Genomic DNA, 18,863 nt, shown 5'->3' with positions numbered 1-18,863 from the left:
GTCGTGGTTGGTTGATCGTCAGTGTGCAGCAAGTCGCACGCTGTCACTACGGAGTTCCGGGCGCGGCGCTCAGTGGTGCAGGATCTTCGACAGGAAGTCCTTGGCGCGGTCGCTGCGCGGGTTGCTGAAGAACTCGTCGGGGGAGGCCTGTTCGACGATCTTCCCGTCGGCCATGAAGACCACGCGGTTCGCGGCCGAGCGGGCGAAGCCCATCTCGTGCGTGACGACCACCATCGTCATGCCGTCCCTGGCCAGCTGCTGCATGACCTCGAGGACCTCGTTGATCATCTCCGGGTCGAGGGCCGAGGTCGGCTCGTCGAACAGGATGACCTTCGGGTCCATCGCGAGGGCGCGGGCGATGGCGACGCGCTGCTGCTGACCGCCGGAGAGCTGCGCCGGGTACTTGTCGGCCTGCGTGCCCACCCCGACCCGGTCGAGCAGGGCGCGGGCCTTGGCCTCCGCCGTCTTCTTCTCCGTGCGGCGGACCTTGATCTGCCCCAGCATCACGTTCTCGAGCACCGTCTTGTGCGCGAAGAGGTTGAAGGACTGGAAGACCATGCCGACGTCGGACCGCAGCCGCGCCAGCTCCCTGCCCTCCTGGGGCAGCGGCTTCCCGTCGATGGTGATGCTGCCGGAGTCGATGGTCTCCAGCCGGTTGATGGTGCGGCACAGCGTGGACTTGCCGGACCCGGAAGGCCCGATGACCACCACGACCTCGCCGCGGCGGATCGTCAGGTCGATGTCCTGCAGCACGTGCAGCGCGCCGAAGTGCTTGTTCACGTCGGACAGCACGACCAGGTCGTCCGTGGCCTGCACGGCGCCCTCCGAACCCTTGGTCACTGACACTCCGCTCATCGGCTTCTTGCTCCGTCCTGCTCGGTTGGGGAGGACACTAGAGATCGGGGCGAAGGGGCGTCACCACATCTGAGCGAAGTTTGAGCATAACGATACGGTCGCATCCGGACACTCTGCGTGAACGGGATGGCCCCGCTGTTCACGCCCTGGTACACAGATAGTCATCACGCGCACCCGTCCCCACCCCACGAGCCCGCACGAGATCACGAAGGAGGGCCCATGAGACTGCTGCTCGTCGAGGACGACGACCACGTCGCCGCCGCGCTCTCCGCGATCCTCGCCCGCCACGGCTTCACCGTCACCCACGCCCGCAACGGCGAGGAGGCGCTGCAGGCCGTGCTGCCCGCCGCGCACGGCGAGCGTCCCTCGTACGGGGTGATCCTGCTCGACCTCGGACTGCCCGACCAGGACGGCTACCAGGTCTGCGGACGCATCCGGAAGCTCACCAGCACGCCCGTGATCATGGTGACCGCGCGCGCCGACGTGCGCTCCCGGATCCACGGCCTCAACCTCGGCGCCGACGACTACGTGGTCAAGCCCTACGACACCGGCGAGCTGCTGGCCCGGATCCACGCCGTCAGCCGGCGCAGCTCCGGCGGCGAGGACCAGGGCACCCCGACCGAGGACAGCACCCTGCGACTCGGCTCCGTCACCGTCGAGCTGCCCACCCGCCGGGTCAGCGTCGACGGCGACGCCGTGCCGCTCACCCGCAAGGAGTTCGACCTGCTCGCCCTGCTCGCCCAGCGCCCCGGCGTGGTCTTCCGCCGCGAGCAGATCATCAGCGAGGTCTGGCAGACCAGCTGGGAGGGCACCGGCCGCACCCTGGAGGTCCATGTCGCCTCCCTGCGCTCGAAGTTGCGCATGCCCGCCCTGATCGAGACCGTGCGGGGCGTCGGCTACCGCCTGGTCCCGCCCGCCGCGTAACCCCCCGCCCGTCCGCTCGTGCGCACCCGACTCCTCCCGCTCCTCATCGTCCTGATGGCCGGTGTCCTGCTCGCCCTCGGCTTCCCGCTGGCCGCCAGCACCGCCGCGTCGGAGCAGCAGCGGGTGGTCGTCGACCGGCTCGACGACGCGGCCCGGTTCGCGGCCCTCGCCCAGTTCGTCAGCGAGAGCCGCTTCGGCCCCGACGAGCGCCGCTCCACCCTCAGCGGCGAACTCACCAGCTACCACGAGGTGTACGGGATCAGGGCCGGCATCTTCTACCGCGACAACCGGGCCATGGCCACCGCCCCCGAGGACTGGGTCGTGCCGTACGAGGGCGAGGGCAGGCGCGCCTTCAACGAGGCCCTCCTCGGCCGCCGCAGCCACGACCCGCCGCAGGTGTGGCCCTGGCAGGGCGACGCCTGGCTCATCATCGCCTCCCCGGTCGTCCGGGACGGAGACGTCGTCGCCGTCGTCGTCACCGAATCGCCCACCGGGCAGCTGCGCTCCCGCATCCTGCGCGACTGGCTGCTGATCTTCGCCGGCGAGGCCGCCGCCATGCTGCTCGCCGTCGGCGCCGCCTTCCGGCTCACCGGCTGGGTGCTCCGGCCCGTCCGCGTGCTCGACGCGGTCACCCACGACATCGCGACCGGCCGGATGAACTCCCGGGTCGCCGCCACCGGCGGCCCGCCCGAGCTGCGCCGCCTGGCTCGCTCGTTCAACGAGATGGCCGACCACGTCGAGGACGTCCTCGACCAGCAGCGGGCCTTCGTCGCCGACGCCTCCCACCAGCTGCGCAACCCGCTCGCCGCGCTGCTGCTGCGGATCGAGCTGCTCGCCCTCGAACTCCCCGAGGGCAGCGAGGAGATCGCGTCTGTGCGCACCGAGGGCAAGCGGCTGGCCCAGGTCCTCGACGACCTGCTCGACCTCGCGCTCGCCGAGCACACGGCCGCCGACCTGCGGCTCACCGACATCGGCGCGCTCGCCGCCGAGCGGGTCGCCTCCTGGCGCGCGGTCGCCGAGGACAAGGGCGTGGCGCTGGTCGCCGACACCGCGGCCGTCACGGCCTGGGCCGACCCGGTGGCGCTGTCCAGCGCGCTCGACGCGGTGATCGACAACGCCCTGAAGTTCACGCCGGCCGGCGAGGACGTCGGCGTCACGGTCCGGCTCGCCGCCGACGGCGAGACCGTCGAGGTCGAGGTCGCCGACCACGGGCCCGGGCTCACCGACGAGGAGCTGGAGCGGGTCGGCGACCGCTTCTGGCGCTCCAACCGGCACCAGAACGTCAAGGGCTCCGGCCTCGGGCTGTCCATCTCGCGCGTGCTGCTGGCAGCGGGCGGCGGCACCATCGCGTACGCCCGCAACGCACCCCACGGCCTGCGGGTGACGGTCGCCGTGCCCCGCGAGGACCCACGGACCGGCCGCGGGCCGGGCGGTGGGCCGGGCGTCGAGGTCTGAGGTCCGACGTCTGCGGTCCGGGGGTCGGGCCGGCCCCGGGACCGGGGCCTACGGCTCCCGAGGCCAGTGCCCTTACGGCTTCACGGAGCGGTAGTAGCGCCGGGCGCCCTCGTGCAGGGGCACGGGCTCGGTGTAGATCGCGGTCCGCAGGTCCACCAGCTGTGCCGGGTGCACCTGGCTGCCGATCCCGTCGCGGCTGGCGATCACCGTACGGGTGAAGCCCTCCACCAGGTCCGGATCGGCGTCGTCCGTCGTGACCAGGATGTTCGCCACGGCCAGGGTGTCCACCGGGTTGCCGCTCTGGGCGAGGCTGTACGCGTCGCCCGGGATGGTCGCCGAGCGGTAGTGACGGGTCGACTCGCCCACGTCGTGCAGGCTGTCCACCAGGGCGGCGTCCAGCGGCACCAGCCGGACCGGCAGCCGTTCGGACAGCGCCTGCACGGCCTGCGTGGGCAGACCTCCCGACCAGAAGAAGGCGTCGAGGCGCCGCCGCTCCATGAGGCCCGGCATCGTGTCGATGCCGGCCGAGACCGGGACGATGTCGACGTCGGGCGTGAGCCCGGCCGCCGCGAGCACCCGGTCGGCGATCAGCCGCACGCCCGAGCCGGACTGGCCCACGCCGACGCGCAGCCCGCGCAGATCGGCCACCGTCTCCACCGGCGAGCCCTTGGGGACGACCAGCTGGACGTAGTCGTCGTAGAGCCGGGCGCAGCCGCGCAGCTTCTCGAAGCCCGGCTTGCGGTCCCGCTGGTACTGGGCCACGGCGTCCGCCGTCGCCACGGTGAAATCGGCCTCCCCGGAGGCGAGCCTGGCCAGGTTCTGCTGGGAGCCCTCGCTGTTCTTCAGCGTTATCGAGACCTCCGGGAGATCGCGCGCGAGGGCTTCCTGGAGCAGCTCGCCGTACCGCTGGTAGACGCCCGTGGGCACGCCGGTGCTGAAGGTGATGTGCCCGCTCGGCGTCTTCGTACCGAAAGGAACCAGCCACCAGACGAGGAACCCGGCCAGCACCAGGAGCGCCGCCGAGACCTGGATCAGGCGGCGGCGGGCAGAACGGGACATCGCGGTGAACATGGCGCGATCCTGCCAGCTCGTGGAGGGTCCTGGCCAGGGCGACCCCGGCCAGGACCCGTGCCGCCACGACGCCGCTGCCCCTCGCCGTGGCACCGCTACGGTCAGTAGGCGAAAGCCGACTTCCCGGTCGTGGTGGCCGACACGTGCGAGACGCCGCTGCCCGGCGGCAGCGCCGTCACCGTCGCGGTCCCCGTCGTCCCGGTCGTGGTGCCGTCACCGAGCTGGGCCGCCGCGTTGGCGCCCCAGCCGATCACCGAACCGTCGTCGAGCGCGGCGAGGGTGAAGTCGACGCCTCCGGAGATCTCCTGCACGCCCTTGAGGTGGTCGAGGACGACCGGGGTGGTGCGGTGGGCGTTCGTGCCGTCGCCGAGCTGGCGCTCCGTGTTCCTGCCCCAGCCCGCCACGCTGCCGTCGTCGAGGACGGCGAAGCTCGTGGCGTTGGCCGTGAAGATCCTGGCCACGGCGTCGAGGTAGGCGACGTCCACGGGAGTGTTGCTGTCGGCCCGCCGGTCGTCGCCGAGCTGACCCTCGGCGCCCTTGCCCCAGGCCTTGACGGTGTTGTCGGCGGTCAGCGCGAGGACGTGGTCGCAGCCGACGGAGATCGCCTCGACGTTCTCCAGGTCCCCGACCTTCTGCGGGGTCTCGCGGGTGGTGTTGCTGCCGGTGCCGAGCCGCCCGTTGTCGCCCTTGCCCCAGGTCCAGACGGTGCCGTCCTGGCGCAGCGCCACACTGAAGTCGCAGCCCGCGCCGACGTCCTTCACCTTGTCCAGGCTCTGTACGGGGATCGGGGCCTTGTACGGGTTGGTGGTGTCCTGACCGGTGCCGAGCTGCTTGGCGGCGTTGCTGCCCCAGGCGAGGACCCGGCCGCCCTTGACCGCGAGGACGTGGCTGAGGCCGGCGGAGACCGCGCTCACCCCGGACAGGCCGCTGACGGTGGCCGGGAAGCTCTGGGCGGTGGTGGTCCCGTTGCCGAGCTGGCCGGTGGCGTTGCTGCCCCAGGCCTTCACCGTGCCGTCCTTGAGCAGGGCGACCGCGAAGGAGTTGTTGGTGTTGCCGGCGATGCCTCCGCCGCCGGACAGCCTGCGCACGTCGTCACGGGCGATGCCGCTGACGGCCGCCGGCGTCTGCTGGGCCAGGGAGGAGCCGTTGCCGAGCTGGCCCTGGGCGTTGTCGCCCCAGGCCCGGACCCAGGGGTCGGTGCCGGCGGCGCTCGCGGGGGTGGTGGTGAGGGGGAGGGCCGCCGCCAGGGACAGGGCGGCGAGAAGGGTGAGACGCAGGGGTGGGGTCATCTGCGTGCCTTTCGTTTCAGTAGGCGTAACTGCTCTTCCAGGGGAGGAGCGCCGGTACGCGGCCGATGCCGCTGCCCGGGGGAAGTGCCACGACCGGGGACGAGGACGCGGTGGTGGTGCCGTCGCCGAGCTGACCGGACGCGTTGTCGCCCCAGGCGAGGACGGACCGGTCGTCGAGGACGGCGAGGGAGAAGGCGTAACCGCCGGCGAGGGAGGAGACGCCGGTCAGTGCCGGGACCGGGACGGGCGTGGTGCGTTTGACGGTGCTGCCGTCGCCGAGCTGGCCCGCCCAGTTGCCGCCCCAGGCGCGGACGCTGCCGTCGTCCAGGAGGGCGAAGCTGTGGTACCAGCCGGAGAAGACGCGGGCGACGGAGTCGAGGTGCAGGACGTCGACGGGCGAGCTGCTGAGCTCGGTGGTGTCGTTGCCGAGCTGGCCGTCGAATCCGCGGCCCCACGCCTTGACCGTGCCTTCGGAGGTCAGGGCGAGGGCGTGCTGGCAGCCCGCTGCGACGGCCACGACGTCCGACAGGCCGGGAACCCGCTGCGGGGTGTTCCGGTCGGTCGTGGAACCGGTGCCGAGCTGGCCCTGGTGGTTCCTGCCCCAGCTCCAGACGGTGCCGTCCTGGCGCAGCGCCACCGTGAACTGGCAGCCGGCCGCGACGTCCTTGACCTTGCTCAGGCTCTGCACCCGGACGGGCCGGGTGCTTTGGTCCGCCGCGGTGCCGTCGCCGAGCTGCCCGTGGGCGTTGCCGCCCCAGGACAGCACCCGTCCGTCGCGGACGGCGACGGCGAAGTCGATGCCCGCCGCGACGTCGGAGACCCGTGACAGACCGGTGACCGCCGCGGGAAGGCTCCGGTCGACGGTGGTTCCGTCGCCGAGCTGGCCCTTGTTGTTGCCGCCCCAGGACTGGACGGTGCCGTCCTGGAGGAGGGCGACGGCATGGTTCCGGTCGTTGCTGCCCCCGCCGGTGGCCAGCTCGCGTACGTCGTTCCGGGACAGGCCCGAGACCGCCGACGGCGTCTGCTGGTCGAGCGTGGAGCCGTTGCCGAGCTGGCCGGCGCTGTTGAGGCCCCAGGCCCGTACCCACGGATCGCTCGGCTCGGCACCGGCGGGCGGGGCGGCGAGGCCCAGCAGGACGAGGACCGCGGCGCCGAGACCGTACGCGCTGCGGAGGTGCGTCATCACGTACGCACCCCGCTCAGTACGCGTACGTCGAGTTGCCGCCCAGCGACGCGACCACGTCCTTCACCTTCGAGCCCTCGTTGAGGATCTTCACCGACTCGAAGCGGGACACGGTCGTGCCGTTGCCGAGCTGGCCCTCGCCGTTGTGGCCCCACGCGAACACCTCGTCCGCCGTGACCGCGACGCCGTGCCGCGCGCCCGCCGCGAGGTGCTGGACGCCCTCCAGGCGGGGGATCTCGACGGGGGCGGTGCGGTTGGTGCGGGAGACGTTGGAGTCGAAGGCCTCGTCGGCCTCAAGGAGTTGGCCGTACTGGTTGTTGCCCCAGCCCCAGACGTGACTGTCGCTGGTCTTGGCGTAGTTGTGGAAGGCGCCCGCCTCGATCTCGGAGACGCCCTCCAGCCAGTCGACGTCGACCGGGACGGTGGACGACTTGGTGCTGGAGTTGCCCAGCTGGCCGTAGAGGTTGTAGCCCCAGGCCCTGACCGTGTCGTCGGCGGTCAGCGCGAGCGCGTGGTGGCAGCCGGCGTCGATCGCGACGACGTCCGTGAGGTCCGCGACCTGCCGTGGCACGGAGCTGGTGGCACGGCTGCCGTTGCCGAGCTGGCCGTGGATGCCGCGGCCCCAGGCGTACACCTTGCCGTTCTCCAGGAGCGCGAGGCTGAAGTCGCAGCCGGCCGAGATCTGCTTGACCTTCGGCATGCCCTGGACGCGGTCGGGGACCGTACGGCTGTCGCCGGTGCGGTTGTTGCCCAGCTGGCCGTAGGAGTTGTCGCCCCAGGAGTAGACCTGGCCGCTGGTGTCGAGCGCGAGGGCGTGCCGCCCGCCGGCCGCGACGTCCTTGACGTTCGTCAGGCGCGGCACGGTGGCCGGGACGGTCTGGTTGTCGTTGCCGCCGTTCCCGAGCTGACCCGAGGCGTTGTGGCCCCAGGACTTCACGGTCTTGTCGGTACGGGCGAGGACGAACGAGTCGGCCGACGAGGTGCCGCCCGCCGACATCTGGTCGACGTCGCCGCGGAACAGGCTGGTGACCGAGGTGGGGGACAGGCTGTCGGCGAGGGTGCCGTTGCCGAGCTGGCCGGTGCGGCCGGCGCCCCAGCTCAGTACGGTCGGGTTGCCCTCGTTGGCGAGGGCCGGGGGCGCGAGCGCCGGCAGTGCGGCGAGGGCGGCGATCCCGGTGACGGCGGCGAGGCTCCGGCGGAGCCTGCGGCGCAGGGGAACGCGTCGTGATCGGGACATGGGTCTGCTCTCCTTCGTGGGGGACGTACGGGAGGGCGGACCACGGGCATGGGGTGCCCGGGACCTGGCCCGACGGCCTGGAACGGACCGTCGGACACATGAGCAGACTGACCGACAATGATCATGGGCGCGAGCCGGATCGCCCGAAACACCCGTATGCACGACGGCCGTTCGGGAAACAGACCGCAGTGCCGGTTTCACCGGATCGAGTCGAGTGCGCCGGTCCCGGCGACCCGCGGCGCAAGGCCGCCGATCGGAAGCGCCCGGCAGGGTGAGGAGCCCCGGCCGGGGCGGGTGCGCGGCTCTCACGCAGGGGCCCCGGAACCATCCGGACGGGTGGCGTACGGGCACGTGCGGGCCGTCCGCCGCGCGACCGTCCGGCGGGCCGTTCGGCCGACCACGGATGCGCTCCGCCGATGTGGTGAGCCGGTTTCCGGGCCCGCGCCGCGCCGTGTGTCGCGCCGGGACGCCGACACCGGTCCGGCTAGCGTCGGCGTGCGCTTGGCGATCTTGGTTGGCGAGTCCCCGCCGTGATCCCCGCGCCTTCACACGACCCGGAATCACCCCCGTCCCCAGGGAGTTGTCATGCCTTCCGCCCTGCCCGCAGCCGCCTCCGTACGACGCGTGCTCGGCGCCGCCGCACTCGCCGCCGCGCTGTCCCTGACCGGAACGCCGGCCGTCTGGGCCGCGCCCCCGTCCGTACCCGTCGAGGAGTGCAAGCCCGACGACCAGGCGTGCAAGGACAACGAGGCCAACGCCAACGAGGCCAAGGAGATCGACGAACAGCAGAAGAAGACCAAGGAGGCCGCGACACAGGCCGACAAGGACATCAAGAAGGTCGGCAAGGACCTGGAGGCGTGCAAGCCCGACGCGGAGGACTCGGGCACCTGCATGGGCAAGCTCGCCAAGGGCAACGGCGAGAAGGAGGGCCTGACCGGCATGACGTCCACCATCGACGGCTTCCGGCCCGACCCGAGCGACAACGCCCAGTCCGCCGTCACCAGCACCTGCGCCGGCTTCCCGGCCTCGCTCCCCGAGGGATCGACCGACCCGGGCCAGTCCCCGTTCCCGGTGTCCCAGCTGTGCTCGCTGCTCGGCTCCTGAGCTTTCCCGCTCGCGGCTTCCGCCCCCTGGCTCCACTCGTAGTCCCAGTCCCAGTTCCAGATCCAGTTCCAGATCGAGTCCCAGCCCCACGCCCACTCTCCCTCCCACTCCGACTCTCCCTCCCACTCCCACGCCCCCGTCCCGAAGGGATGTCCCCCCATGCCCTCGCGCCGTCCCGCGCTCGTGTTCCTGCCCGTCCTGGCCCTCGGCCTCGCCGTACCCCTCGCCCCGCCCGCCGTCGGCGCGGAAGAGGGTCCCGGAGAGCCGCCCACCCCGCGTGCCGTCACCGCCGACGGCCGTCCGGCGAAGATCGCCGACATCCTGAAGTACTGCGAGACCAAGGCCGACGCCTGCCGGTTCGCCATCGACCCCAAGAAGGGGCGGGAGTTCGCGACCGCCGTACGGTCCCTCGGCAACGCGGTCGTCAACTGCACGGACAGCGACATGAGCGTCGACCGCACGGTCACCCTGCGCACGTCCAGCACCGACAACATCGGCGGCGAGATCTCCGGCAAGATCACCGCCGAGGGCACCATCACCGCCTCCGGCGAGGTCACCACCAACCTCACCAACGACATCACCAGCGAACACAAGACGCCGAACCTCAAGGACGGGCCGACCTCCACGAACGGCACCAAGACCAGCGTCGCGGCCGGTGGCAAGGTGGCCGGCTCGATGGCCGCCAAACTCGCCTTCGAGGCCGCGTTCAAGGCCACGTACTCCAAGTCGTGGACGGTCGACAACACCGAGGCCACGACCTACAAGACCACCGTCAAGGCCTACGACATGCTGGTGTTCGGGGCGAGCGCCGCCATGCGGCGGGTCGTCGGCAGCCTCATCGCCAACACCGGCGCCCAGATCCTGGGGATCGCCGTGGACAGCCCGTCCATGGTCAACTCCAGCACCTTCGTCGCCCAGACCTACGCCGCACCGCCCAATCTGTGCGGCCGCACGCGCCCCACGGGCAACACGGCCGGCGGCAACAACCCGCAGCCCGGGCCGCCGCCGGCCCCCCGCTCCCTGCCCGCCCGCGACGCCCTCGTCCCCGGCGCCGCGCCCAAGCGGGTCGAGGTGCTGCGGCCTGCCGGTTCCTGAAGCACCCTCCCTGCGACGTCGCGCCCCTGCGGCGTCCCGCCCCTGGCACGCACCGCCCCCCACCGAGGAGTCCGTCCCCATGTCTCCCTCCCTGACCTGCTCCCTGCGCACCCTGGCCGCCGTCGGCGCGACCGGTCTCCTGCTCCCCGCCCTCACGGCCGGGCCGGCGGCCGGTGCCGCGGCGCCTGCCGGAGAGCCCGCCACGGCCGCTGCCGCCCGAACCTCCCCCGCCCAAGCCCCTGCCGTCCAAGCTCCCGCTGCCCAAGCCCCCGCCTCCCAGGCCGTGGACGTCCTCAACGGTGACTTCGCCGACCCCGTGATGAAGGGCGACGGCCCCACCACCGTCGGCCTCGACTTCTGGGACGGCCGGAACCAGCGCTACTCCCCGTCCGCCTCCGGCCGCGCCGACACCGCCCACGGCGTCGCCCTCGAGAAAGAGGGCAACTCCCTCCGGCAGCGCCTGCGCGGAGTCCGCAAGGGTGCCGAGGTGACGGTGAGTTACGAGGACAGCCCGGCCGTCTCGAAGGAGTGCAACGCCGCCGACGTCGTCGACGGCCAGCCCTACACCGTCGAGGGCACCGGCGGCGCCGCCCGGCTCGTGACCACCGCCGGCGACCCCGACCGCGTCAAGGGCAAGCCCGGGCCCGGTCGTTGGACCAAGCGCAGCTACACCTTCACGGCCGGCGAGAACGAGCCGCTGCTCACCTTCGCCTCCAAGGTCACCGACTCCAAGACCCATGTGACCTGCACCCCGATGATCGCCCGCGTCCGGGCGACAGAGGTGCCGGTCCCGCTCGACAGGACCGTCGACAAGACCGGCCTCGGGCGGGCGGAGGCGTACAAGGGCAACGAGCGCGAGAAGACCCTGCACAACGCGGCCGCCGCCTGCAACGGCGAGAGCGCCTGCGTCTTCCGCCCCGACATGCGGATGTCGTTCCGCTACTACGACCGGGCCCGGGTGGTGGGCGAGGCCTTCGTCAACTGCACCCGCAACACCCTCGAACACACCCGGGTCGTCGCCTTCTCGGAACGGAGCCACGACAGCATCTCCCAGACCTACGCCGCCGACGGCCTGCCCCTCAACGACGTGGCCAAACTGCCCACGTCCGGGGACCGCGCGGAGGACGAGAAGCGGATCAAGGAGCGGCCGACGGCCGGCCAGTTCTCCCTCGCGTACGAGAAGAGCTGGCAGCGCGCCTGGCAGTGGTTCAGCGGCGACCGGCGCACCGTCGTCGAGCGGATCCAGCCGGGCGAGGTCAGCTGGGTGGAGCTGCAGCCGAGCCGCGAGCGGGTCGAGGGCTGGTTCCTGAGCAAGAAGGACGACTACCGGCTGCACGCCGTGATCGACGGGCCCTCGCGCGGTGCGCCGGACCGGCTGCTCCAGCGCACCGGCCCCATGTCCGAGGCGGAGAAGCAGCGGTGCGCCGCTGCCCGGCCCACGACGACCACCCCGGTCGACGCGGGGTCGGCCGCCTACTCGTCCGACAAGGGGCTCCTGAAGAGCGTTCCTCCGGCCGACACCCGCACGGTCCGGGGCATCCGCACCGTCCCGCTCAGCTGATCCCCGACCGGTACCCGGAGGGCGGGGTCAGGGACGCCGTCTGTTCGCGCAGCCAGCCGAGCAGCGCGGCGACCCGCGGGTCCCGCTCCGGCGGGCGCGGGCTGAGCAGCCCGTAGCCCGTACCGTCCGCGACGAACCCGTACGGGGCCGCCAACTGGCCCCGTACGAGGTCGTCGTGGACCAGCGCGTACGGCCCGACGGCCACGCCCACGCCGGCCACGGCGGCCTGGAGCGCGAGGTAGAAGTGCTCGAAGCCCTGCTCCGAAGTCCCGTGGGGCGCTTGGCCGGTCAGGCGGCGCCAGTCGTCCCACGCGGACGACCGGGTGGCGGTGTGCAGCAGCGTGACGGGCCCGCCGTCGAGCAGCCGCTCCGCGAGCTCCGGACGGCACACCGGGCCGATCCACTCCTCGAAGAGCGGCACCCGGCTCACTTCCTCCGGCACCGGGAAGTCGTCCCGCCGCACGGCCGCGTCGACGGTGTCGCGGTCGAAGGCGGGCGGCCCGCCGCCCGCGGACAGGTGCACGGTCAGCTCCGGGTGCCGGGCCGTGAGGTCGGGCAGGCGGGGGATGAGCCAGCGCATCAGCAGCGTCGGCTCGCAGGAGAGGGCGAGCGGACCGTCCGGTTCCCGGCCGGAGATCTCGCGGGCGGCCTCCTCGATCACGTCGAGGGCCTCTCGGACGGCGGCGGCGAGCCGGCGGGCCTGCGGGGTCGGCCGCAGGGCGCGCGGCCCGCGCTCGAACAACGCGACGCCGAGGGCCTTCTCCAGGTTCTGCACCTGCCGGCTGACGGCCCCGTGGGTGACATGGAGCTCCCGCGCGGCCCGGGTCATGCTCGCGTGGCGGACGGTCGCCTCGAAGGGGAGCAGGGTGTTCAGCGGGGGCAGGTCCGGCCGGCTCATGTGTGCAATCTACTCACGGGTGGAGTGAGAAAGAATCGTTTGTCCTGCGACTTCATGTTGCGCCAGTGTTGATCGCGTCACCGGTGCGGAGGCGCGGAGGCGCGAAGGCGCGAAGGCGTGAAGGAGCGGAGGCGTGAAGGAGCGGAGGCGCGGAGGCAGCGGAGGCGCTGAGGTGTGAAGGCGCGGGCGCGAAGGTGCGTGACGCCGTGGCGCGGTGAGCCACGATCACACTGCACCGACGCCCCGGCCGACCTGCCTCACCGACCGAATTGCCTCACCGACCGAATTGCCGCACCGACCGGCCTGCCTCACCGGCCCACTGCCGCACTCACTGCCGCAGCCGCCGGCCCGCCGACCCGCCGCGCCAACCACCCGTCCGCGACCCCGAGGGACCAGCCGCCATGCCGCCCGCCACCGTCGCCGTCCTCGCCGACGACCTCACCAGCGCCGCCGACGGCGCCGCCCCGTTCCGCAGGACCGGCCACCGCGCCGTGGTCCTGTGCGAGCCCCTCGCCGGTCCGACCGCCGGTCCGACCGCGGGTCCGCTCGCCGGTCCGACCGCGGGTCCGCTCGCCGCGCCGCCGGGGGAGGGTGTCACCGCCGTCGACCTCGGCACCCGTCTCGTCGACGCGGCCGAGGCGGCCGCCCGTACGCGCCGAGCGGCCGGCGCATACGCGGGCGCCGACCTGCTGATCAAGACCGTCGACTCGACCCTGCGCGGCCACGTGGCCGCCGAACTGCGCGCCGCGCTCGCCGGATCGGGCCGCCGCGCCGCGATCGTCGCACCCGCCTTTCCGGCCGAGGGCCGGACGACGGTCGACGGAGTCCAGTACGTCCGCGGTGTACGGGTCGACGAGAGCGAGTTCGCCCGCGACCCCGCGCACCCGGTGCGCACGTCCGACCTCGCGCGGATCCTCCCGGAGGCCGTCCTTGTCGGCGCCGAGGAACTGCCGGGAGCGGTCGCGAAGGGCGGGGTCCTCGTCTGCTCGGCGGTCAGCGACGCCGAACTCGACGCGATCGTGGCCGCCGTGCCCACCCCGGAGCAGGTCCTCTGGGTCGGCTCCCCGGGCCTCGCCGACGCCCTGGCCCGCCGCCACCCTCGTGGCCAGGCCGCCGCACCGCCCGAACTCCCGCCGGTACGGAGTCCGCTGACCGTCGTAGGCAGCGCCAACCCCGCGAGCCGCCGCCAACTCGCCGCCCTGCGCGCCCGGTTCACCGACCCTGTCGCCGTCCTCCACACTCCCGAGGAGCGCGGCACCGATCCCGCGGCGCTGCTCGCCCGACTCGTCGAGGAGGTCCGACGGGCGGTCGCCGAGGGCCGCGCCGACGGCCTCGTCCTCACCGGAGGCGAGACCGCCGCGGCCGTCCTCGGCGCCCTCGGTGCCGACGGCATCGAGCTCTACGACGAACCCGAACCCGGCATCGCCCGCGGCACCCTCCACGCCCCCGCCGCGCCGGCTGCGAGCGCGGGTGGGTCCGCGACGCCGGCCCCGCTCCCCGCCCCGGTTCCCGTCCTCGTCAAGGCGGGCGGCTTCGGCGACGACGACGCCCTCGTCCGCCTCCACGCCCTTCTCACAGCGGGAGGCTCCCGATGACAGGCCGAGCGGCCGGCCCGCTGGATCCACGCCCTTCTCACCACGGCAGGCTCCCGATGACAGGCCGAGCGACGGGCCCTCTGGTCCAGGTCCCTCTCACCACGGGAGGCTCCCGATGACCGGCCGAGCGACCCGCCCTCTGGCCGGGCCCTCAAGCGACCGCCGCCCGAACGGCCGGGTCACCGGCCCTCTGACCGAGCCGCCGACCGACCGCCCCATCGCCGTCACCATGGGCGATCCCCACGGCATCGGCCCCGAGATCACGGTCAAGGCCTGCGCCGACCCCCGCCTCCAGGCCCTCGCCCACCCGGCACCCTCCCCCTCTCCACCCCTCTCTCCCTTTCCAGCCCTTTCTCCCTCCCCGCCCGCCTCCCCCTCCGCCGCCTTCGCGCCCCTCCTCGTCATCGGCGACCCCGGCGTCCTCCGTCGTGCCTGCCGCACCACCGGCGTGCGCCTGCGCGTGCGTCCCGTGCAGGCCGCGGCCGGCGCCGGACGGACACCCGGAGTCCTGGACGTGCTTCCGGTCGGCCCCGCCCTGCCCGACGACCTCGCCCTGGGCACCGTCGCGGCGACCGCGGGGGCCGCTTCCTTCGCGTACGTACGCAAGGGCATCGAGCTCGCCCTCGCGGGAGAGGTACGGGCGCTGACCACCGCACCCGTCAACAAGGAGGCACTGCGCCTCGCGGGGATCCCGCACCCCGGCCACACCGAGATCCTGGCCGAGCTCTCCGGCACCGAGCGCTACGCGATGATGATGGCCAACGACGAGCTGCGGGTCGTCCTCGTCACCGTCCACCAGTCGCTCCGCGACGCGCTCGACGCGCTGACCGTGGCCCGCGAGCTGGACGTCATCCGCCTCACCCACCGCGCCCTGCGCCGGAGCGGCGGCACCGCCCCGCCCCGGATCGCCGTCGCCGGACTCAACCCGCACGCCGGCGAGAACGGCCTCTTCGGCCGCGAGGACCTGGACGTCATCGCGCCCGCCGTGCGCGCCGCACGGGCCGAGGGCATCGACGCGAGCGGGCCCTGGCCCGCCGACACCGTCTTCATGCGGGCCCGGGCAGGCGAGTTCGACGCCGTCATCGCCCAGTACCACGACCAGGGGCTCATCCCGGTGAAGTACCTGGGCCTCGAGCACGGGGTGAACATCACCCTCGGCCTGCCCTTCGTCCGTACCAGCGTCGACCACGGCACCGCGTTCGACCTCGCGGGCACCGGCACCGCCGACCACACCAGCCTGCTGACCGCCCTGCGCCACGCCGCCGAGCTGACCGCCCGCGTCACGCCGCCTAGCTGACCACCCACGCCCAGGGGACTCCCATGGACTTCGTCTTCATGCTCACCCGGGACGACCGGACCGTCACGGACTGCCTGCACGTCCTCGACTCCGTCCGCGAGCTCGGCATCACGCACATCGGCTTCAAGGACGTCGGCGTCGACCTCGCCACCCTGCGCCGGCTCCACGAGCAGATCAGGGAGCTCGGGGCCACCAGCCACCTGGAGGTCGTCGCCACCGGCCGTGACCAGGCCCTCGACTCCGTACGGGCGGCCGTCGACCTCGGCGTCGACTGGCTGATGGGCGGCACCTGGATCGAGGAGACGCTCGCCCTGATCTCGGGCACGCCCGTCCGCTACCTGCCGTTCGTCGGCGAGCCCCGGGGCCATCCGACCCGGCTGGCCGGCACCCCGGCCCGTATTGCCGCGGACTGCCGCCGCGCCGAGGCGGCGGGCTGCGCGGGCGTGGACCTGCTCGCCCACCGTGCCACCGAGGCCGACCCGCTCGACCTGCTCCGGGCCGCCCGCGCGGCGACCACGGGCCGGCTCGTCGTCGCGGGCTCGCTCACCACCCCCGCGCAGATCCGGGCCCTCGCCGAGGCCGGCGCCGACGCCTTCACGGTCGGCTCGGCGGCCTTCGCGGGGGCCGTCCGCCCGGCCGCCGGCGGCCTCGCCGCCCAGCTCACGGCCGTACTGGAGGCGAGCGGCAGTCGGCCGTAGCGGGGCAGCCCTCGGGCCCCCTTACCCTTGTCAGGTGACCAGCAGCAAAGACGGGACCGGAGCCGTGGCCGAGCAGGGCGTGACGCGAACCTACGAAGTACGCACCTACGGGTGCCAGATGAACGTCCACGACTCCGAGCGGCTCTCCGGTCTCCTGGAGGACGCCGGCTACGTCCGTGCCCCCGAGGGCTCCAACGGCGACGCCGACGTCGTGGTCTTCAACACCTGCGCGGTCCGCGAGAACGCCGACAACAAGCTGTACGGCAACCTCGGCCACCTCGCGCCGAAGAAGGCCGCCCGGCCCGGCATGCAGATCGCCGTCGGCGGCTGCCTGGCGCAGAAGGACCGCGACACCATCGTCAAGAAGGCGCCCTGGGTCGACGTGGTCTTCGGTACCCACAACATCGGCAAGCTGCCGGTCCTGCTGGAGCGCGCCCGCGTCCAGGAGGAGGCGCAGGTCGAGATCGCGGAGTCCCTGGAGGCCTTCCCCTCGACGCTGCCGACCCGGCGCGAGTCCGCGTACGCCGCCTGGGTCTCGATCTCCGTCGGCTGCAACAACACCTGCACCTTCTGCATCGTCCCGGCGCTGCGCGGCAAGGAGGAGGACCGCCGTCCCGGCGACATCCTCGCCGAGATCGAGGCGCTGGTCGGCGAGGGCGTCTCCGAGATCACGCTGCTCGGCCAGAACGTCAACGCGTACGGCTCCGACCTCGGCGACCGCGAGGCCTTCAGCAAGCTGCTGCGCGCCTGCGGTGAGATCGAGGGCCTGGAGCGGGTCCGCTTCACCTCGCCGCACCCGCGCGACTTCACGGACGACGTGATCGCCGCCATGGCCGAGACGCCGAACGTGATGCCGCAGCTGCACATGCCGCTGCAGTCCGGCTCGGACACGGTCCTGAAGGCGATGCGCCGCTCGTACCGGCAGGAGCGCTTCCTCGGGATCATCGAGAAGGTGCGCGCCGCGATCCCGCACGCCGCCATCTCCACCGACATCATCGTGGGCTTCCCCGGCGAGACCGAGGAGGACTTCGAGCAGACCATGCACGTGGTGCGCGAGGCCCGCTTCGCGAACGCCTTCACCTTCCAGTACTCCAAGCGCCCCGGCACCCCCGCGGCCACCATGGAGGGCCAGGTCCCGAAGGAGGTCGTGCAGGCGCGCTACGAGCGTCTGGTCGCCCTCCAGGAGGAGATCTCGTGGGAGGAGAACAAGAAGCAGGTCGGCCGCACCCTGGAGGTCATGGTCGCGGAGGGCGAGGGCCGCAAGGACGGCGAGACCCACCGGCTGTCCGGCCGCGCCCCCGACAACCGTCTCGTCCACTTCACCAAGCCGGACGAGGACGTGCGCCCGGGTGACGTCGTGACCGTCGAGATCACCTACGCCGCCCCGCACCACCTCCTCGCCGAGGGCCCGACCACCGCCGTCCGCCGCACCCGCGCGGGCGACGCCTGGGAGAAGCGCACCGCCGCCGCGGCGGCGAAGCCGGCGGGCGTCCTGCTGGGCCTCCCGAAGATCGGCGTGCCGGAACCGCTGCCGGCCGCGGACGCACCGGCCTGCGGCAGCCACTGAGACGGACGGGGACGCACCGGCCTGCGGCAGCCACTGAGACGGACGCGGACGCGGCCGGGAGCCGAGCTGAGCCGAGCTGAGTCGAGCTGGGCTGGGTCGGCCGAACCGAGCCGAGCTGAGCCGAGCTGGGCCGAACGGAGCCGAGCCGAGCTGAGTCGAGCCGAGCTGAGGCGGGCTGAGCCGAGGCGAGCGGAGCTGAGGTGAGCGGAGCTGAGCAGACGACGGCCCGGTCGAGCCCGTCCGGACTGTCGGGGCGGGGTCCGGCTAGGCTCGGATCATGCTTGTCGCCGCCGCCGTCTGTCCCTGCCCTCCGCTCCTCGTTCCCGCCGTCGCGGCCGGGGCCGCGGCCGAGCTCGACGAGGCGCGTACGGCGTGTTCCGACGCACTCGGGGTGCTCGCCGCGTCGCGGCCAGACCGGCTGGTCGTCGTGGGGCCCGCGGCCGAGGACGGCCGGGGCGCGCACCCGGCGGGTTCGGCCGGTTCCTTCGCGGGGTTCGGTGTCGACCTGACCGTACGGCTCGGCAGCGGGCGCGGCGGTGACCGGCCGCTGCCCGCCTCGCTGGCCGTCGCTGCCTGGCTCCTGGAGCACACCGACTGGGCGGACGCGCCGGTCGAGGGACTGGGCGTCGGCGAGGCGCTCGACGCCGCGCGCTGCGCCGCGACCGGCCGCGAGATCGCCAGGGCGGCGGACCGGGTCGCCCTGCTGGTGATGGGCGACGGCAGCGCCTGCCGCACGGTCAAGGCACCGGGCTATCTGGACGAGCGCGCCGAGGCCTTCGACGCGGCCGCCGCCCGGGCCCTGGATACGGCGGACCCGGCCGCGCTGCTCGGCCTGGACGCGGAGCTCGCGTACGAACTGAAGGCCGCCGGACGGGCCCCCTGGCAGGTGCTCGCGGGCGCCGCCGAGGGCGCGGACCTCGCGGGGCGACTGCTCTACGAGGACGCTCCCTACGGAGTCGGCTACTTCGTCGCCGCCTGGAGCTAGCGGCAGACAACGCAACGGCGGACGGCCGCGGAGCGCGATGCTCCGCGGC

At 73.2% G+C, this 18,863-nt stretch carries 16 protein-coding genes; 10 read left to right on the top strand and 6 right to left on the bottom strand.

Annotated features, from left to right (window positions below; genetic code table 11):
• Window positions 1-69 precede the first annotated feature (69 nt).
• Complete coding sequence (locus tag ACFVGS_RS30960; protein WP_384419041.1) at window positions 70-855, bottom strand: amino acid ABC transporter ATP-binding protein; 786 nt, start codon at window positions 853-855, stop codon at window positions 70-72.
• Window positions 856-1,074: 219 nt separating this feature from the next.
• Here ACFVGS_RS30960 and ACFVGS_RS30955 point away from each other — a divergent pair, with 219 nt between their 5' ends.
• Together ACFVGS_RS30955 and ACFVGS_RS30950 are read left to right on the top strand one after the other, a co-directional pair.
• Entirely contained in the window at window positions 1,075-1,779 is a 705-nt protein-coding gene (locus ACFVGS_RS30955; RefSeq protein WP_384419038.1) for a response regulator transcription factor, read from the top strand.
• A gap of 18 nt (window positions 1,780-1,797) precedes the next feature.
• On the top strand, window positions 1,798-3,234 hold the full coding sequence (locus ACFVGS_RS30950) for an ATP-binding protein (protein WP_384419035.1): 1,437 nt from the start codon (window positions 1,798-1,800) through the stop codon (window positions 3,232-3,234).
• Between the two features lie 72 nt (window positions 3,235-3,306).
• On the opposite strand, the gene ACFVGS_RS30945 is transcribed toward ACFVGS_RS30950, so the two are convergent.
• The 4 genes from ACFVGS_RS30945 to ACFVGS_RS30930 all read right to left on the bottom strand — a co-directional run bounded on the left by ACFVGS_RS30945 (window position 3,307) and on the right by ACFVGS_RS30930 (window position 8,014).
• Complete coding sequence (locus ACFVGS_RS30945; RefSeq protein WP_384419032.1) at window positions 3,307-4,305, bottom strand: TAXI family TRAP transporter solute-binding subunit; 999 nt, start codon at window positions 4,303-4,305, stop codon at window positions 3,307-3,309.
• 101 nt (window positions 4,306-4,406) lie between these two features.
• A complete protein-coding gene (locus ACFVGS_RS30940; protein WP_384419029.1) occupies window positions 4,407-5,594 on the bottom strand; it encodes an RCC1 domain-containing protein in 1,188 nt (395 codons plus the stop codon).
• Between the two features lie 16 nt (window positions 5,595-5,610).
• The gene (locus ACFVGS_RS30935; RefSeq protein ID WP_385695099.1) at window positions 5,611-6,777 is read right to left on the bottom strand and encodes an RCC1 domain-containing protein; all 1,167 of its coding nucleotides are present in this window, start codon (window positions 6,775-6,777) and stop codon (window positions 5,611-5,613) included.
• Between the two features lie 16 nt (window positions 6,778-6,793).
• Window positions 6,794-8,014, bottom strand: coding sequence for an RCC1-like domain-containing protein (locus tag ACFVGS_RS30930; RefSeq protein WP_384419025.1), 1,221 nt, complete (start codon window positions 8,012-8,014; stop codon window positions 6,794-6,796).
• Between the two features lie 585 nt (window positions 8,015-8,599).
• Between ACFVGS_RS30930 and ACFVGS_RS30925 the strand changes: the two genes are divergently transcribed.
• The 3 genes from ACFVGS_RS30925 (at window position 8,600) to ACFVGS_RS30915 (ending at window position 11,774) form a co-directional block, all read left to right on the top strand.
• Window positions 8,600-9,118 carry a hypothetical protein gene (locus tag ACFVGS_RS30925; RefSeq protein ID WP_385695097.1) on the top strand — a complete coding sequence of 173 codons (519 nt, stop codon included), beginning with the start codon at window positions 8,600-8,602 and terminating at the stop codon, window positions 9,116-9,118.
• Window positions 9,119-9,277: 159 nt separating this feature from the next.
• Window positions 9,278-10,213, top strand: a complete 936-nt coding sequence (locus ACFVGS_RS30920; protein ID WP_385695095.1) for a hypothetical protein — start codon at window positions 9,278-9,280, stop codon at window positions 10,211-10,213.
• Window positions 10,214-10,292: 79 nt separating this feature from the next.
• A complete protein-coding gene (locus ACFVGS_RS30915) occupies window positions 10,293-11,774 on the top strand; it encodes a hypothetical protein (protein ID WP_385695092.1) in 1,482 nt (493 codons plus the stop codon).
• On the opposite strand, the gene ACFVGS_RS30910 is transcribed toward ACFVGS_RS30915, so the two are convergent.
• Window positions 11,767-12,672: a LysR substrate-binding domain-containing protein gene (locus ACFVGS_RS30910; protein WP_385695089.1), complete on the bottom strand. Its 906-nt coding sequence runs from the start codon at window positions 12,670-12,672 to the stop codon at window positions 11,767-11,769. The genes ACFVGS_RS30915 and ACFVGS_RS30910 overlap by 8 nt on opposite strands.
• Window positions 12,673-13,073: 401 nt before the next feature.
• Between ACFVGS_RS30910 and ACFVGS_RS30905 the strand changes: the two genes are divergently transcribed.
• The 5 genes from ACFVGS_RS30905 (at window position 13,074) to ACFVGS_RS30885 (ending at window position 18,814) form a co-directional block, all read left to right on the top strand.
• A complete protein-coding gene (locus tag ACFVGS_RS30905; RefSeq protein ID WP_385695086.1) occupies window positions 13,074-14,267 on the top strand; it encodes a four-carbon acid sugar kinase family protein in 1,194 nt (397 codons plus the stop codon).
• A gap of 115 nt (window positions 14,268-14,382) precedes the next feature.
• Window positions 14,383-15,564, top strand: a complete 1,182-nt coding sequence (pdxA, locus tag ACFVGS_RS30900) for a 4-hydroxythreonine-4-phosphate dehydrogenase PdxA (protein ID WP_385695083.1) — start codon at window positions 14,383-14,385, stop codon at window positions 15,562-15,564.
• A 23-nt stretch (window positions 15,565-15,587) separates the two neighbouring features.
• Window positions 15,588-16,262, top strand: coding sequence for a HisA/HisF-related TIM barrel protein (locus ACFVGS_RS30895; protein WP_384419006.1), 675 nt, complete (start codon window positions 15,588-15,590; stop codon window positions 16,260-16,262).
• 118 nt (window positions 16,263-16,380) lie between these two features.
• Window positions 16,381-17,829 (top strand): tRNA (N6-isopentenyl adenosine(37)-C2)-methylthiotransferase MiaB, encoded by a 1,449-nt coding sequence (gene miaB / locus ACFVGS_RS30890; protein ID WP_385695144.1) that lies wholly within the window; start codon window positions 16,381-16,383, stop codon window positions 17,827-17,829.
• Window positions 17,830-18,106: 277 nt separating this feature from the next.
• Window positions 18,107-18,814: a class III extradiol dioxygenase subunit B-like domain-containing protein gene (locus tag ACFVGS_RS30885; protein WP_385695080.1), complete on the top strand. Its 708-nt coding sequence runs from the start codon at window positions 18,107-18,109 to the stop codon at window positions 18,812-18,814.
• The last annotated feature ends 49 nt before the right edge of the window (window positions 18,815-18,863 follow it).

The organism is Streptomyces sp. NPDC127114, from assembly GCF_042677525.1.
Classification (GTDB): Bacteria; Actinomycetota; Actinomycetes; order Streptomycetales; family Streptomycetaceae; genus Streptomyces.
This window is presented reverse-complemented; position numbering and strand designations above follow the sequence as displayed.

Excerpts from the sequence above, each read along its gene's own strand:
- ACFVGS_RS30910 (WP_385695089.1), bottom strand. The coding sequence starts at position 12,672 with ATGAGCCGGCCGGACCTGCCCCCGCTGAACACCCTGCTCCCCTTCGAG.
- pdxA (WP_385695083.1), top strand. The coding sequence starts at position 14,383 with ATGACCGGCCGAGCGACCCGCCCTCTGGCCGGGCCCTCAAGCGACCGC.
- ACFVGS_RS30920 (WP_385695095.1), top strand. The coding sequence starts at position 9,278 with ATGCCCTCGCGCCGTCCCGCGCTCGTGTTCCTGCCCGTCCTGGCCCTC.
- ACFVGS_RS30960 (WP_384419041.1), bottom strand. The coding sequence starts at position 855 with ATGAGCGGAGTGTCAGTGACCAAGGGTTCGGAGGGCGCCGTGCAGGCC.
- ACFVGS_RS30895 (WP_384419006.1), top strand. The coding sequence starts at position 15,588 with ATGGACTTCGTCTTCATGCTCACCCGGGACGACCGGACCGTCACGGAC.
- ACFVGS_RS30905 (WP_385695086.1), top strand. The coding sequence starts at position 13,074 with ATGCCGCCCGCCACCGTCGCCGTCCTCGCCGACGACCTCACCAGCGCC.
- ACFVGS_RS30885 (WP_385695080.1), top strand. The coding sequence starts at position 18,107 with ATGCTTGTCGCCGCCGCCGTCTGTCCCTGCCCTCCGCTCCTCGTTCCC.
- ACFVGS_RS30915 (WP_385695092.1), top strand. The coding sequence starts at position 10,293 with ATGTCTCCCTCCCTGACCTGCTCCCTGCGCACCCTGGCCGCCGTCGGC.
- ACFVGS_RS30925 (WP_385695097.1), top strand. The coding sequence starts at position 8,600 with ATGCCTTCCGCCCTGCCCGCAGCCGCCTCCGTACGACGCGTGCTCGGC.
- ACFVGS_RS30935 (WP_385695099.1), bottom strand. The coding sequence starts at position 6,777 with ATGACGCACCTCCGCAGCGCGTACGGTCTCGGCGCCGCGGTCCTCGTC.
- ACFVGS_RS30955 (WP_384419038.1), top strand. The coding sequence starts at position 1,075 with ATGAGACTGCTGCTCGTCGAGGACGACGACCACGTCGCCGCCGCGCTC.
- ACFVGS_RS30940 (WP_384419029.1), bottom strand. The coding sequence starts at position 5,594 with ATGACCCCACCCCTGCGTCTCACCCTTCTCGCCGCCCTGTCCCTGGCG.
- miaB (WP_385695144.1), top strand. The coding sequence starts at position 16,381 with ATGAACGTCCACGACTCCGAGCGGCTCTCCGGTCTCCTGGAGGACGCC.
- ACFVGS_RS30945 (WP_384419032.1), bottom strand. The coding sequence starts at position 4,305 with ATGTTCACCGCGATGTCCCGTTCTGCCCGCCGCCGCCTGATCCAGGTC.
- ACFVGS_RS30930 (WP_384419025.1), bottom strand. The coding sequence starts at position 8,014 with ATGTCCCGATCACGACGCGTTCCCCTGCGCCGCAGGCTCCGCCGGAGC.